The organism is Geodermatophilus sp. Leaf369, assembly GCF_001424455.1.
GTDB lineage: Bacteria > Actinomycetota > Actinomycetes > Mycobacteriales > Geodermatophilaceae > Klenkia.
On record NZ_LMQA01000004.1, the window covers coordinates 113,491 to 127,252 of the forward strand.

The window sequence follows — 13,762 nt, forward strand, 5'->3', positions numbered from 1 at the left end:
ATCTTCCCAGAGCGTCAGGGCAGCTCGGCGGGCTCCCCGAGGTCGAACAGGTCCCCGAGCTCTGCCACCCGGTCCAGCACGGCGGCGGTGTCGAACACCAGCGGCCCGTCCAGCTCGTCCCAAGCGACCGGGGTGGACACCGTCGCCCCGGCCCGGGCACGCAGCGAGTAGGGCGCCACGGTGGTCTTGGCGGTGTTGTTCTGGCTCCAGTCGACCAGCACCTTGCCCGGCCGCAGCACCTTCTCCATCCGCCAGACCACCTCGTCCGGGGTCTCCCGGGAGAGGTCCTGGGCGAGGTCCTTCGCGTAGCGGGAGGGGTGCTCGGCGTCGGCGCAGCTGATCGGGGCGTAGACCTGCAGGCCCTTGCTGCCCGAGGTCTTCACCACCGGGTCCAGCCCGTCGGCCAGCAGACGCTCGCGCAGCCGGCGGGCCACCGCGGCGCACTCCACCACACCGGTGCCGGGGCCCGGGTCCAGGTCGAGCACCAGCAGGTCGGGCAGCTGCGGGACGCCGTCGTCGTCCACCCGCCACTGGGGCACGTGCAGCTCGAGTGCGGCCAGGTTCGCCGACCAGGCCAGGTCGGGGACGGCGGAGAGCAGCACCATGTCCAGCTCCTCGCGGTCCTTCTTCGTCGACCCCGGGGCGGGCACCGTCACGTGCTGCACCCAGGCGGGGGCGTTGCGGGCGTTGTTCTTCGCGAAGAACGACGCCCCGTCGACCCCGTTCGGCCAGCGCGTGAAGGTGCACGGCCGGCGGGCGACGTGCGGCAGCAGCACCGGGGCGATCCGCACGTAGTAGTCGATCACCTGGGCCTTGCTGAACCCCACCTCGGGGAAGAGCACCTTGTCCAGGTTGGAGACCTCCAGCTGGCGGCCCTCGATCTCCACCCGCACCCGGCTCACGGCTCGCGCTCCACGGCACCGGGGTCGACGTCCTCGCGCAGCCCGCGCCAGGCCGGGTGCCGCAGCCGGCCCTCGCGGGTCCACTCGGTGAAGGCGACCTCCCCGACGAGCAGCGGCTCCACCCACTGCGCGTCCCGGGTGGCCGTGGCCGGCAGCACGCCGGTGAACGGCGACGTCGTCCGCGCGGTGACGGCCCTGCCGAGCGCGTCCAGCGCGCGGTCGGTGAACCCGGTGCCCACGTGCCCGGCGAACACCAGGTCGCCGGCGTCGTCGTGCACGCCGACCAGCAGCGAGCCGATCCCGCCCTGCCGTCGTCCGGCACCGGGGCGCCAGCCGCCGACGACGACGGTCTGGTGTCGCACGTTCTTGACCTTGACCCACTCCGGCCCGCGGCCCCCGGGCCGGTAGGTCGACGCCGTCTTCTTGGCCACTACGCCCTCCAGCCCGTTGGCCAGGCTGGCCTGCTGGATGCTGGCGCCGTCGCCGGGGAACCAGGGGGTGGTCACCCAGCGCGCGTTGCCCAGGCCCAGTGCGTCCAGCCGCTCGCGGCGCTCCACGTAGGGCAGCCCGAGCAGCGACTCGCCGTCCCACGCCAGCAGGTCGAAGACGAAGAAGCTCACCGGCGCCGCGGCGGCCAGGCGGGCGACCTCGGGTCCGACCAGGTGCATCCGGCCCTGCAGGGCGCCGAAGTCGGGCCGGCCGTCGCGCAGTGCGACCACCTCGCCGTCCAGCACCGCCTCGTGTCCGACCAGGGCCTCGGGCAGCCGGGCCAGCTCCGGGTACCGCGGGGTGACGTCGGCGCCGCTGCGCGCCCGCAGCCGCAGCCCGTCGTCCCGCACGTGGGCCAGCACGCGGACGCCGTCCCACTTGAACTCGAACGCCCAGCCGTCGGCGGTCGGCAGCTCGCCGGCGGTGGCGAGCATGGGCAGCGTCGTCTCCGGGACGACGTCGGGCGCCGTCACCGCACGCTCAGGCGCTCTTGGCCGCGGCCTTCGCGGCCGGTGCCTTCTTCGCGGCGGCCTTCTTGGCCGGAGCGGCCTTCTTCGCGGGAGCGGCCTTCTTCGCGGGAGCGGCCTTCTTCGCGGGAGCGGCCTTCTTCGCCGGAGCCGGCGCCTCCTCGGGCTCCTCAGCAGCCTCGGAGGACTCCGCCGGCTTCTTCCCCGCCCGCTCCACGCTGCGCCGCAGCGCGCTCATCAGGTCGACCACCGCGCCGCCGTCGTCGTCGGACTCGGTCTCCTCCGGGGCGACCACGTGACCGCCGGCCTGCTTGGCCTCCAGCAGCGCGGTCATCGCCTCCTTGTAGTCGTCGGTGAAGGCCGAGACGTCGAAGGTGCCGCTCATGGTGGAGATCAGGGACTCGGCCATGGCCAGCTCGGCGGGCTTGGCCTCGACGTCCTCGTCGAGGAACCCGAACTCCGGGGTCCGGATCTCGTCGGGCCAGCGCATGGTGTGCAGCACCAGCACCCCGTCGCGCACCCGCATGGCGGCCAGCGACTCGCGCTGCCGGATGGCGATCTTGGTGATCGCGACCTGGCCGGCCTTCTCCAGCGCGCTGCGCAGCAGCACGTAGGGGCGGGTCGCGGTGCCCTCGGGCTCCAGGTAGTAGGTCTTCTCGAAGTGCACCGGGTCGATCTCGGCCTGGTCGACGAACTGCAGCACCTCGATCTCGTGCTTGCTGCCTAGCGGCAGCTCCTCGAGGTCCTCGTCGGTGAGCACCACGAGCTGACCGTCGGGCAGCTCGTAGCCCTTGGCGATGTCGCGGTACTCGATCTCCTCGCCGTCAACCGAGCAGACCCGGCGGTACTTCACCCGGCCGCCGTCGGTCTTGTGCACCTGGTGGAACTTGACGTCGTGGTCCTCGGTCGCGGAGTACAGCTTGACCCCGATCGAGACCAGCCCGAAGGACACCGCGCCACGCCAGATCGACCGCATGGCCACTCCCGTCGAAGGTCCACCACGGCCCACCCTGGGCCAAGATCACAGGGTAGGGCCGCAGCAGGGGGCCCGGCAGCCCGGAACGCCCCGCCGGGTGTAGCGCACGCCCCGTCGGGGGTAGGTCGGACCGGACGCACCACAGACCCAGACGGAGGACACACCCCATGACGCAGCCCGAGGGCCAGACCGCCCGCGACGTGTTCCCCGAGGACGACGGCATCCCCGAGATCGCCGACGACAGCCCCGAGGCCGCCGCGGCCGAGGACCCCCAGTTCGCCCCCAGCGTGGCCGGTGAGGAGGCCAACGCCAGCGTCGACTTCGGCACCACCGCGGCCGAGCAGGCCGAGGGCGAGGACCTCGACGGCCGGTTGGCCCGCGAGGTGCCCGACGTGGACGTCGACCCCGGCACCCGCCCGGCCGAGGACCCCGACGCGCCGCTGGCCCAGCTCGACCAGGACGCCGACGCCGACCCGCTGGACAGCTCGGGCAGCGACGCAGTCGGGGACGACGTCCTCGCCAGCGGCACGGAGGCCATCGGCGGCCAGGGCCCCGAGGAAGGCGCGATGCACGTCGTCGAGGACTGACCCCTCCCGGGGCCGCCCCGGTGAGTTGTGCACGACCGCGCGGGGTCACTACTCTCCCGAGAGCGGTTGAGCAGCCAGCCGCCGCGTGGTGGTCCCGGCCTCGGCCGCGCCACGAACCGAACGAGTGACCTGCGTGCCGGGGCACCGGAGCCGGACCTGCCGTACGCGGTAAGTTGTCCGCGCTGACGTGTGCCCGTCGGGCATCGCTGCTGAGAGGAGCTGCAGTCCGTGACCTCATCTGACCTGCCCGCCGGGGGGCAGCGCGACGCGTCGGCTCCTGCCGACACCGCCGACGCTCCCTTCGACGACGTGATCACCCTGTCGACGTCCACGGACGCCGACGGTTCGGTCACGGTGACGGTCGTCGGCGAGGTGGACACCTTCACCGCTCCGGTGCTGCGCGCCTCGCTGGACACCCAGCTGGAGCAGCAGCCGAGCGAGCTCGTCATCGACCTGTGCGGCGTCCAGTTCCTGGGCTCCGCCGGGCTCGCCGTGCTGGTGGAGACCCAGAAGTCCGCGCGTTCCCGCGACGTGGGCCTCAAGCTGGTCGCCTCGACCCGGGCGGTCACCCGCCCGCTGGAGGTCACCGGCCTGATCGACCTGTTCACCATCGTGGACGGCAACGGCTCGAACTGAGACCCACCCCTCCTGCGGGAGGGCAGCACGTCCGGGCGCTCCACCCCAGGGTGGGGCGCCCGTCGTCGTCCCGGGCCCGCTCAGGCCAGGGACGCGACCGCGCCGACGCCGGCCAGGTCCAGCACGTGCCGGGCCACCGAGCCCGCCGGGGCCGCCACCGCGAGCTCCCAGCCCTCGGTGCGGGCCATCCGCGCGACCTGCAGCACGACCGTGACCGCGGCCGAGGAGAGCTCGGTGACCGCCCGCAGGTCCAGCCGGGCCGGCACGGCACCGCCCCGGCAGGCCTCCAGCAGCCGGATCCGCAGCTGGGGCGCCGCGGTGGGGTCCAGCACGCCCGTGCCGGTGACGACGGGCAGGTCGCCGGTGCGGTCCACCTCACCGACGGCGCCGTCGGTCTCGTCGTCGTCGAACGCGGGCTCGGGGACGTCGGGCACGCCGCAGAGCCGGGCCCGCAGCCGCACCGTCGTGCCGCCCTCGGCGCGGGTCTCCACCGCCACCTCGTCGGTCAGCTGCCGCATGATGAGCAGCCCGCGGCCGCGGTCACCGGGGTCGCGGTCGGGGGTCCGCCACCGGCCGGCGTCGGTCACCGTGACCGTCAGCCCGCCGTCGTCGTCGGCGTGGGCGGTGACCCAGAGCCGCCCGTCCACGCCGTCGGGGTAGGCGTGCTCGACGGCGTTCGCGCAGGCCTCGCCGACGGCCACCTGCACGGCGGCCCGCTCGGTCTCCCCCATGCCGGAGGCGGTCAGCCATCGCTCCAGCGAGCGACGGACGGCGGGCAGCGACGCCGGCCGGGCGTCGAGGGCCAGCGCGAGGTCCTCGACCGGGTGCACCCGGAGCACCACCAGGGCGGCCACGTCGTCGCTCCCCCCGGCAGGGAGCAGCGACCCGGTGACCGTCTCGGCGAGCCGACCATCGGCCACGGCGTCCCGGTCGGCGTTCGCGACCCGCCCTGCCACGTCGAGGAGCGCTGCCCAGGCCTGGTCGGGCGTCCGGTCGTCCACGGTGAGTGCCCCGTCGGACACCAGGACCAGCACCGCGCCCTCGGCCAGGGTCGCGGTGTACACCGGGACGACCGCCTCGGGGACGCTGCCCAGCGGGGGGCGGGCGCTGCCGGGCGCCCGGTGCGCCGACTCCTCCGCCGCCGCCAGCACGGGGGCCGGGGCGCCGGCGGCCGACCACCGGACCTCACCGGTGGTGGTGTCCAGCAGGACGGTGCACAACGCCGAGCCGCGGACGTCGTCCATCCCCGCGGCCAACCGGTCCAGGGCCGCCAGCACGACGTCGGGCCGGGGGTCCCGGTGCACCTCGGCCAGCCAGGCCCCCCGCAGCCTGCTCATCGCCGCGGCCGCGCCGAGGCCGGCCCCGGTGCCGTCGCCCACGGCGAGGGCCAGCCGGCCCTCGCCCACCGCCACCGCGTCGTACCAGTCGCCCCCGGCGGCCCCCGCGCGCGACGCCGGCCGGTAGGCGCCGCTGACCCGGGCGCGGGCCAGCAGCGGGAGGGTGGCGGGCAACAGCACCTGCTGGGCCGCGGACTCCGCCGGCCCCGTCGTCGGGGCCGGTGCCGAGCCCTCGTCGACCACGACCAGCACGCCGGCCACCCGGCCGTCGTGCACGGTGTGCAGCGTCACCCGGCCCGGCGGGACGACCGGCGTCCCCCCGGCGAGTGCGGTGGCGACCAGCTCGGCCACCGGCCGGCCGTCGACCGTGGGCGGTGCGCCCAGCGCGGTGGCGGCGTGGTTGCTCCACGCGGGGGCCGGCCCGTCGGCGGTGAACCACCAGAGCGCCAGGCTCGCCGTGTCCAGCGCGGTCAGGAGCGGGGGCAACGGGGAGGTGTGGGCGCGGCCCGGGTCGCTGCTCACCGGCGCCATCCCACCCCAGCGACACCCACCCGGCAACCGCAGCGCGCAGCACCACCCTCCCGGGGTGGGCCGACCCGGCAGGACCGACCGGGCGGGGCGGCCGGGCACGGAGGGGCCGGGTGCGGGAGGATGTGGGACGGCCGCCCAGCAGGACGCGGCCGGCAACTCGACGCGAGGAGAACAGAGCGCATGGTCGACAGCACGGGCACCGCCCCCGCGGGTGAGCGGCGCACCGAACGCCTGGAGCTCCGGGTGCCGACCTCCCGGACCCAGCTCCCCGCCGTCCGCGCCATGACCGGCGACCTGGCCATGCGGATGGACTTCGACCTCGACGCCGTCGAGGACCTGCGGCTCGCCGTGGACGAGGCCAGCGCCACCCTCGCTGCGATCGCCAGCCCCGGCGCACCCCTGGTGGTCGTGTTCGAGGTCGGCGCGGCCGGTCTGGGCATCCACGCCTGGGTGCCCACCGCCTCCGGCACCGACGTCCCCCGCGACGGGTTCGGCTGGGCCGTGCTGCACACCCTGGTCGACTCCGTCGACGCCGGTCCCAGCACGCAGGCCGACGTGCCCGGTGGCGACGGCGGCGAGGGTGCCGTGGCGCTGATCGCCCTGGAGAAGAACCTGCCCGCCCCGCTCCGCCGCCCCGTCGGGGGCGCCGACGCCGACCTCTCGGTCGCTCGGTGACCGGGACGACGACGACCGACACCTCGACCGAGACCGCCGTGGCCAGCCCCGAGGACGCCGTGACCGGACCGGACAGCGACATCCCCCGCCAGGCCGACTCCCCCGAGGCGGCCACCACCCCGGACGCCGTCGAGGAACCCCCGGCGCCCGCCGAGGCCGCCCCTGCGGCGCCGGCGCCGCCGATGTCGGACAACCGGCGTCGGGCCGAGCGCACCGCGCCGCTCTTCGTCGAGCTCGCCGGCCTCGAGGCCGGCGACCCGCGGCGGGACCGCCTGCGGACCATCCTGGTCGAGGAGCACCTGCCCCTGGTCCGGCACTTCGCCCGTCGGTTCTCCAACCGGGGTGAGCCCTTCGACGACCTGCTGCAGGTCGGCACCCTGGGGCTGATCGCCGCGATCGACCGGTTCGACCCCACCCGCGGCGTGGAGTTCCTGTCCTTCGCCGTCCCCACCATCACCGGGGAGATCAAGCGGCACTTCCGCGACCAGGGCTGGTCGGTGCGGGTGCCGCGCCGGCTGCAGGAGCTGCACCTCGCGCTCAACGCCGCGGTCGGTGAGCTGGCCCAGAAGAACGGCCGGGCGCCGAACCCCTCCGAGCTCGCCGAGCACCTGGGCATCCCGCGCGCCGAGGTGCTCGAGGGCCTGGCGGTGGCCAACGCCTACCGCAGCAGCTCCCTGGACGAGCGGCTGTCCGGGGAGGAGGACTCCCCCACCCTGGCCGCCACCCTGGGCCAGGAGGACGCCGCGCTGGAGGGCGTGGAGTACCGGGAGTCGCTGCAGCCGCTGCTGGCCACCATCCCGGCCCGTGAGCGCCGCATCCTCATCCTGCGGTTCTTCGGCAACATGACGCAGTCGCAGATCGCCGCCGACATCGGCATCTCCCAGATGCACGTGTCCCGGCTGCTGTCCCAGACGCTGGCCAAGCTCCGCGAGGGCATGCTCAAGGACTGACGGACGAGAGCCCCGGTTCCCCTCGTGGGGAGCCGGGGCTCTGTCGTCGCTGCTACTGCTGGCCGTAGCCCTGCGGGGGGCCCTGCTGCCAGTTCGGCGGGGGGCCCTGCTGCTGCCGGCTGCGGTTGTCCTGCTCGAGGTAGGGCTGGCCGTACTCCGCGGCCGGGCCGCCCTGGCCGTAGGGCGGCGGCGGCGCGGGCCGGTCGTCGTCCTCGGGCCGGTTGCGGGGGTCCGCGGCGGCGCCGGACTCCTGGACGTCGGCCTTCAGCTCCGACAGCGAGGGCGCCTGCGGCACCTCGGGGTGCGGCACGGAGGGCTCGGAGTCCGCCAGCGTGCTCATCTCGACCTTCGCCTCGGGCTGGTCGGCCGCCCGCGGCACGCGCGACTCGAACCAGTCGGTGGTGTCGAGCTGGGCGCGTGGTTGCGCCGGCGCGGCATCCTCAGCCGGGGCGTCGACGTCGAGCCAGGAGCGCTTGTTCTGCCCCTCGGGGGTGTTCCCGCGGCCGGCACCGCCGAGGTTGGCCAGCCCCTCCAGCGCCTGGGAGAACTCGCTGGGGACGATCCACATCTTGTTGGCGTCGCCCTTGGCGATCTGCGGGAGCGTCTGCAGGTACTGGTAGGCCAGCAGGCCCTGGTCGGGCTTCCCGTCGTGGATGGCCTGGAAGACCGTCTCGATCGACTTGGCCTGACCCTGCGCCTGCAGGAACAGCGCAGCACGCTCACCCTCGGCGCGCAGGATCCGGGACTGCCGCTCGGCCTCGGCCTCGAGGATCGCTGCCGTCTTGTGCCCCTCGGCCGCCAGGATCTGGCTGGCCTTCTGGCCCTCGGCGGTCATGACCGCCGACTGCCGCTGACCCTCGGCGGTGAGGATCGTGGCGCGCTTGTCGCGGTCGGCGCGCATCTGCTTCTCCATCGAGTCCTGGATGGACAGCGGCGGGTCGATCGCCTTGATCTCCACCCGGGCCACGCGCAGGCCCCACGGGCCGGTGGTGCCGTCGAGCACCGAGCGCAGCTGGGAGTTGATGCCGTCGCGGCCGGTGAGCGCGCCCTCGAGGTTCAGCCCACCGACGACGTTGCGCAGCGTCGTCGTGGTCAGCTGCTCCATGCCGGTGATGTAGTTGGCGATGCCGTACACGGCCAGCCGCGGGTCGGTGACCTGGAAGTACACGACGGTGTCGATGCCCACCTGCAGGTTGTCTGCGGTGATCACCGGCTGCGGCGGGAAGCTGATGACCTGCTCGCGCAGGTCGATGGTCGCCCGGATGCGGTCCACGAAGGGGACCAGCAGGGCGAGGCCGGGTGAGAGGGTGCGGCTGTAGCGGCCGAGGCGTTCGACCACCTTGGCCTGGGCCTGCGGGACGATCGTGACGCTCTTGGCGAGCACGACCACCACCAGCACGGCGATCACGAGCAGGACGATCAATGCAGCTGACACGGGCTGGGTGCTCCTGACGTCGAGGGACGAGCACCCCCGATCCTGCCCGCTCGCGTTCCGCCGGGCCACACTGCCCAGGTCAGCGGCCCCTCAGGCGCGGGAGACGTACGCGATCGGGCCCTCGATCTGCACGATCCGCACGACCGCGCCGACCTCGTAGCTCTCGCCGTCGAGCTGGGTGCGGGCCGACCACTCGTCGTGTCCCATCTTCACCTGCCCGGACTCGCCGTCCACCCGCTCACTGACCTCCGCCGTGCGGCCCACGTAGACCTCGACGCCGTCGATCTGCTCGGTGGTGCGGGAGGTGAGGTGGCGCTTGGCCACCGGCCGGACGACGACCAGCAGCGCCAGGGACACCACGACGAACCCCGCGACCTGCAGCGCCACGTTGTCCGTGGCCAGCGCGACGCCCATGCCACCGAGCGCGCCACCGGCCAGCATGATCAGCACGAGGTCGAGGCTGGCCATCTCACCGGCGGTGAGCAGCCCGGCCGCGATGAGCCAGAGCAACCAGGACATGGCCCGAGTCTGGCACGGACCGGCCGGTGGACGGTGGCGCGATCGGACCCGCCGCGTCGTAACCTGGTTCCCCGTGCACGACTTCCCCGCCGGCCGGCTCGCCGTCTGGTCCACCGCCTGGCTGACCGGACGTACCTCCTACGACGAGGCCCTCGAGGCCGTCACCGGGGAGCAGTCCCACCGCGTCGTCGGGCTGCCCGACACCACCGGTGCCGTACCGCTCGGCTGGGCCCTGACCGCGCTGCGCGGGCTCGGCGAGACCCGGCTGCGGCTCGTCCTCCCGGTGCCCGGTGACCTGCGCGGGATGCCGGCGGTGCCCGCGCTGACCGCGGCGGCGCTGGAGTCCGGGCAGGCCGCTGTCGGCACCCGGGTGGCGTTCGTGCCCGAGCCGGTCGCCACCGACGTGCTGAGCTGGACGGCGGTGGACCTCTCCGCCGCTCCCCCACCCGCCCCGCCGGTGGAGGGCACGCTGCGCGCGGTGTCCGGCGCCCTGGACCTGGCGGTCGGGGACTCCGCGCGCACGCTGGCCGGGCTCGACCTGGCCCGGTGGAACCCTGAGGTGCCCGCACTGCTGGCCGGGCTGGCCCGGACCACGCACGCCCCCGGCCTGCCCGACGACCACGACCAGCTGGCCGCCTCGGTGCTCGGCCGCGCGCAGCGGCTGGCCCGGGTGCTCGACCTGGCGCTGGCCGACGCCCCGGGCGCCGCGGTGAACCACGCGCAGGCCGCCCGCCGCGACGCCGCCCTCCGCCCCCTGGGACAGGCAGTGCGGGAGGCGACGGCCGCGGCCTACAACTGGGTGCCGCGCTAGGACCTCAGCTGGCCGGGCGCCTCGCCGGGCGCGCGACGTAGCAGCAGGACGCCGGGCAGTTGGTGCCCAGCCGGGGCTGCCCCCCGGCCTGCCGCTCGGTGACCAGCTCGCGCACCATCCCGACGTAGCCGGGGTGGGTGCCCGCGGTCCCGGCCCGGGCGAAGCCCAGCCCCAGCCGCTCGGCGGTCTCCTTCGCCTCGTTGTCCAGGTCCCAGATCACCTCGATGTGGTCGGAGACGAAGCCGACCGGGAACAGCACGACCGCCGTCGTCCCGTCGGCGGCGACGGCCTCGAGGTGGTCGTTGACGTCGGGCTCCAGCCACGGCACCGACGGCGGGCCGCTGCGGGACTGCCAGACCAGGTCGAACTCCCGGCCCGGGACGACGGCGTCGACGACCAGGCGGGCCGAGGCCAGCAGCTCGCGCTGGTACTGCCCACCATCGGGACCGGCGACCGCGGCCATCACGTCGGGGATGGAGTGCGCGGTCGCGACCAGTCGGGCGGTGTCGCGGACGTCGGCGGGCAGGGACTCCAGCGCCGCCCGCAGCGCGTCGGCGTTGGCCTGCACGAAGCCGGGGTGGTCGCCGTAGTGCGGCATCTTCTCCGCCGTGGGGGCGGCGTTGCGGTGCAGCGCGCGGGCCCGGGCGACGTCCTCGTGGTACTGCCGGCAACCCGAGGCGCTGGCGAACGCCGAGGTCGGGAACACGTAGACGTGCTCGATGCCGTCGGAGGCCATCTGCGCCCAGGCGTCCTCGACGTAGGGGCCCCAGTTGCGGTTGCCCCAGTAGACCGGCAGCTCGATCCCGTTCGCGGCGAAGTCGGCCTCGATGGCCGCGATCAGCGCGCGGTTCTGCTCGTTGATCGGGCTGACCCCACCGAAGTGCAGGTAGTGCTCCTGGACGTCGAGCAGGCGCTCGGGCGGGATGCCGCGGCCGCGGGTGACGTTCTCCAGGAACGGCATCACGTCGTCAGGACCCTCGGGACCACCGAAGGACAGCAGGAGCACCGCCTCCTTGCGGCCGGCCGGGGCGGGCGCGGACGACGGCTCGGCGCCGCCGTTGTTGCGGACGGCGAGCGAGGGGTCCTCGTCCGGGGACTGCCCGGGCGGGGTGATCGCGACGTCGAGGGCCTGGGGCATCAGACCCCGACCGCGTGGAAGCCACCGTCGACGTGCACGATCTCGCCGGTGGTCGCGGGGAACCAGTCGCTGAGCAGCGCCACGACGGACTTGCCGGCGGGCTCGGTGTCGGTGACCGACCAGCCCAGCGGCGCGCGCCCCTCCCAGGCCTCCTCGAACTGCTTGCTGCCCGGGATCGACTTCATCGCCATGGTGCGCAGCGGGCCGGCGGCGACCAGGTTGACCCGAACGCCCTCGGGGCCCAGCTCACGGGCCAGGTAGCGGGCGGTGGACTCCAGAGCGGCCTTGGCCGCCCCCATCCAGCCGTAGACCGGCCACGCGACGGTGGCGTCGAAGGTCAGCCCGACCACCGAGGCGGTGTCGCCGAAGAGCGGGCGGCAGGCCTGGGTGAGCGAGGCCAGCGACCAGGTGGAGACCTGGAAGGCGGTGGCGGCGTGCTCCCACGCGACCTCGGTGAACCCGTCGCCCATGGCCTCCTGCGGCGCGAAGCCGATGGAGTGCACGACGCCGTCGAGCTGCGCGCCCTCGGGCAGCACGGCCTTCAGCCGGTCGGCCAGCGTGGCCAGGTGCTCGGTGTCGGTGACGTCCAGCTCGACCACGGCCGCCTCCTGCGGCAGCCGCTTGGCGATCCGCTGGCAGAGCGACAGCGCCCGGCCGAAGTTCGACAGGACGACGGTGGCGCCCTGCTCCTGGGCGATCCGCGCGACCGAGAAGGCGATCGACGCCTCGGTCAGCACGCCCGCCACGAGGATCGTCTTGCCCTCGAGAATGCCCATCAGTGCCCCATCCCCAGTCCTCCGTCCACCGGGACGACCGCCCCGGTGATGTAACCCGCCTGCTCGCTGGCCAGGAACCGCACCACGTGGGCGATCTCCTCGGCTTCGGCGTAGCGCCCCAGCGGGACCTGCCCCAGGATCTCCTGCTGCCGCTTCTCCGGCAGCTCCGCGGTCATGTCGGTGCGCACGAAGCCGGGCGCCACGACGTTCGCGGTGATGTTGCGGCCGCCCAGCTCGCGGCTGATCGACCGGGCCAGCCCGACCAGACCGGACTTGCTGGCCGCGTAGTTGACCTGACCCGCCGAGCCGGTGAGCCCGACGACCGAGGACACGAACACCATCCGCCCCGTGCGGGCGCGGACCATCTTCGCCGCGGCCCGCTTGGCGACCCGGTAGGCCGCGGTCAGGTTGGCGTCGATGACGTCGGTGAAGGCGTCCTCCCCCATCCGCATGAGCAGCCCGTCGCGGGTGATCCCGGCATTGCTGACCAGCACCTCGACCGGGCCCTGGTGCTCCTCGACGGCGGTGAACGCGGCGTCGACGTCCGCGCTGGAGGTGACGTCGCACTGCACGCCGAACAGCCCCTCCGGAGCACCGCTGCCGCGGTGCGTGACCGCCACCGAGTCGCCCTGTTCGGCGAACGAGCGGGCGATCGCCAACCCGATCCCCCGGTTGCCACCGGTCACCAGCACCGACCTGCCCACGCCACCACTCCCACTGCTCAGCCCGTGTCCTACCGGGGTGAACCTAGTCGGGGGTGGCCGCCGGAGCCCCTCCGGGACCGGACAGCCGGGCGAGGTCACGCACCGCGTACCGCCGGTGCTCGACGTGCTCGGCCGCCAGCACCCGGAAGCAGGCCTGGACGGTGTGCGACTCCGTTCCCCACTCCGGGATCGGGGCGACGGTGCGGACGTCGTCCAGCCGGTCGTCGGTGAGCTCGGCCAGGGCGGCCCGGACGTCGGCGAGCCGACCGGCGTGCACCGCGACGACCTCCGCCCAGGACGGGGTGGCCGCGGGGTCCAGCCCGAGGTCCCGGACCGTCCGCGGTGAGGTGTCCCCCGTCGGCAGGCCCAGCGGGTGGACCGGTCGCGGCTCGTCGGCGAGCACGCGCCCCAGCCACACGTCGACGGCGAAGACCAGGTGCCGGACGGTGTCGGTCAGCGACCACTCACCGTCCACCCGCGCGGTGCAGACAGCGTCCGGGAGCGCCTCGGCCGACGCCAGCGTCCCGGTCCAGAGCCGCTCGACGGTCGTCCACATCGCCCGGTGGTCGTCCGCGGTCCGCACCGCCCGCAGCTGGCGCCGCTCGGGGTGCCGCGCGTCGAGGGTGTCGCGGACGAAGCCGCCGACCTCCACGTCGTCCACCACCACCGAGCCGAGGTCGCCGGCGAAGGAGTCCACCCGCAGCCCGTCGACCACGCAGCCGACGAGCCGCGCGCCGCGCAGGTCGGCCTCGACCACCACCGCGCCGCGCAGGTCCGTGCCCCGGGGGATGTCCACCGCCACACCCTGGCCGACGGGCGAGGTGCGCAC

General features: G+C 74.5%; 15 protein-coding genes. 5 read left to right on the plus strand and 10 right to left on the minus strand.

All coding sequences use genetic code 11. From position 1 onward, the window contains the following. Positions 1 to 14: 14 nt before the first annotated feature. From ligD (ASG36_RS16935) to ASG36_RS16945, 3 genes are read right to left on the minus strand one after another with little or no spacing between them, the layout of a single operon-like run. Positions 15 to 902 carry a non-homologous end-joining DNA ligase gene (gene ligD / locus ASG36_RS16935; protein WP_055766638.1) on the minus strand — a complete coding sequence of 296 codons (888 nt, stop codon included), beginning with the start codon at positions 900 to 902 and terminating at the stop codon, positions 15 to 17. Next, positions 899 to 1,864 carry a non-homologous end-joining DNA ligase gene (ligD, locus tag ASG36_RS16940; protein ID WP_235495161.1) on the minus strand — a complete coding sequence of 322 codons (966 nt, stop codon included), beginning with the start codon at positions 1,862 to 1,864 and terminating at the stop codon, positions 899 to 901. Before ligD (ASG36_RS16940) ends, ligD (ASG36_RS16935) begins: the two co-directional genes overlap by 4 nt. A 7-nt stretch (positions 1,865 to 1,871) precedes the next feature. Next, a complete protein-coding gene (locus tag ASG36_RS16945) occupies positions 1,872 to 2,834 on the minus strand; it encodes a Ku protein (protein WP_055767739.1) in 963 nt (320 codons plus the stop codon). Between the two features lie 167 nt (positions 2,835 to 3,001). On the opposite strand from ASG36_RS16945, the gene ASG36_RS16950 reads away from it, so the two are divergent. Together ASG36_RS16950 and ASG36_RS16955 are read left to right on the plus strand one after the other, a co-directional pair. Then, entirely contained in the window at positions 3,002 to 3,421 is a 420-nt protein-coding gene (locus ASG36_RS16950; protein ID WP_055766641.1) for a hypothetical protein, read from the plus strand. Between the two features lie 228 nt (positions 3,422 to 3,649). After that, positions 3,650 to 4,057, plus strand: a complete 408-nt coding sequence (locus tag ASG36_RS16955; protein ID WP_055766643.1) for an STAS domain-containing protein — start codon at positions 3,650 to 3,652, stop codon at positions 4,055 to 4,057. Positions 4,058 to 4,137: 80 nt separating this feature from the next. Here ASG36_RS16955 and ASG36_RS16960 read toward each other — a convergent pair whose 3' ends face one another. Then, the gene (locus tag ASG36_RS16960; RefSeq protein WP_162245206.1) at positions 4,138 to 5,916 is read right to left on the minus strand and encodes a SpoIIE family protein phosphatase; all 1,779 of its coding nucleotides are present in this window, start codon (positions 5,914 to 5,916) and stop codon (positions 4,138 to 4,140) included. 189 nt (positions 5,917 to 6,105) lie between these two features. On the opposite strand from ASG36_RS16960, the gene ASG36_RS16965 reads away from it, so the two are divergent. Together ASG36_RS16965 and ASG36_RS16970 are read left to right on the plus strand one after the other, a co-directional pair. Continuing rightward, a complete protein-coding gene (locus tag ASG36_RS16965) occupies positions 6,106 to 6,600 on the plus strand; it encodes an anti-sigma regulatory factor (protein ID WP_055766649.1) in 495 nt (164 codons plus the stop codon). Next, complete coding sequence (locus ASG36_RS16970; RefSeq protein WP_082523236.1) at positions 6,597 to 7,550, plus strand: RNA polymerase sigma factor SigF; 954 nt, start codon at positions 6,597 to 6,599, stop codon at positions 7,548 to 7,550. The genes ASG36_RS16965 and ASG36_RS16970 overlap by 4 nt, the downstream gene beginning before the upstream one ends. 52 nt (positions 7,551 to 7,602) lie before the next feature. Here the strand turns inward: ASG36_RS16970 and ASG36_RS16975 are convergent, their stop codons facing one another. Beyond that, the gene (locus tag ASG36_RS16975) at positions 7,603 to 8,985 is read right to left on the minus strand and encodes an SPFH domain-containing protein (RefSeq protein ID WP_055766652.1); all 1,383 of its coding nucleotides are present in this window, start codon (positions 8,983 to 8,985) and stop codon (positions 7,603 to 7,605) included. Between the two features lie 90 nt (positions 8,986 to 9,075). Further along, positions 9,076 to 9,504 (minus strand): NfeD family protein, encoded by a 429-nt coding sequence (locus tag ASG36_RS16980; protein WP_055766653.1) that lies wholly within the window; start codon positions 9,502 to 9,504, stop codon positions 9,076 to 9,078. A gap of 73 nt (positions 9,505 to 9,577) precedes the next feature. Here ASG36_RS16980 and ASG36_RS16985 point away from each other — a divergent pair, with 73 nt between their 5' ends. Then, positions 9,578 to 10,315 (plus strand): hypothetical protein, encoded by a 738-nt coding sequence (locus ASG36_RS16985; protein ID WP_055766656.1) that lies wholly within the window; start codon positions 9,578 to 9,580, stop codon positions 10,313 to 10,315. A gap of 4 nt (positions 10,316 to 10,319) precedes the next feature. Here the strand turns inward: ASG36_RS16985 and ASG36_RS16990 are convergent, their stop codons facing one another. From ASG36_RS16990 to ASG36_RS17005, 4 genes are read right to left on the minus strand one after another with little or no spacing between them, the layout of a single operon-like run. Next, positions 10,320 to 11,453 carry a ferrochelatase gene (locus tag ASG36_RS16990; protein WP_082523237.1) on the minus strand — a complete coding sequence of 378 codons (1,134 nt, stop codon included), beginning with the start codon at positions 11,451 to 11,453 and terminating at the stop codon, positions 10,320 to 10,322. Further along, positions 11,453 to 12,229 carry an enoyl-ACP reductase FabI gene (gene fabI, locus ASG36_RS16995; RefSeq protein ID WP_082523238.1) on the minus strand — a complete coding sequence of 259 codons (777 nt, stop codon included), beginning with the start codon at positions 12,227 to 12,229 and terminating at the stop codon, positions 11,453 to 11,455. The genes ASG36_RS16990 and fabI overlap by 1 nt, the downstream gene beginning before the upstream one ends. After that, complete coding sequence (fabG, locus tag ASG36_RS17000) at positions 12,229 to 12,933, minus strand: 3-oxoacyl-ACP reductase FabG (protein ID WP_055766659.1); 705 nt, start codon at positions 12,931 to 12,933, stop codon at positions 12,229 to 12,231. The genes fabI and fabG overlap by 1 nt, the downstream gene beginning before the upstream one ends. A gap of 43 nt (positions 12,934 to 12,976) precedes the next feature. Continuing rightward, positions 12,977 to 13,729 carry a DinB family protein gene (locus ASG36_RS17005; RefSeq protein WP_157498899.1) on the minus strand — a complete coding sequence of 251 codons (753 nt, stop codon included), beginning with the start codon at positions 13,727 to 13,729 and terminating at the stop codon, positions 12,977 to 12,979. Positions 13,730 to 13,762 lie beyond the last annotated feature (33 nt).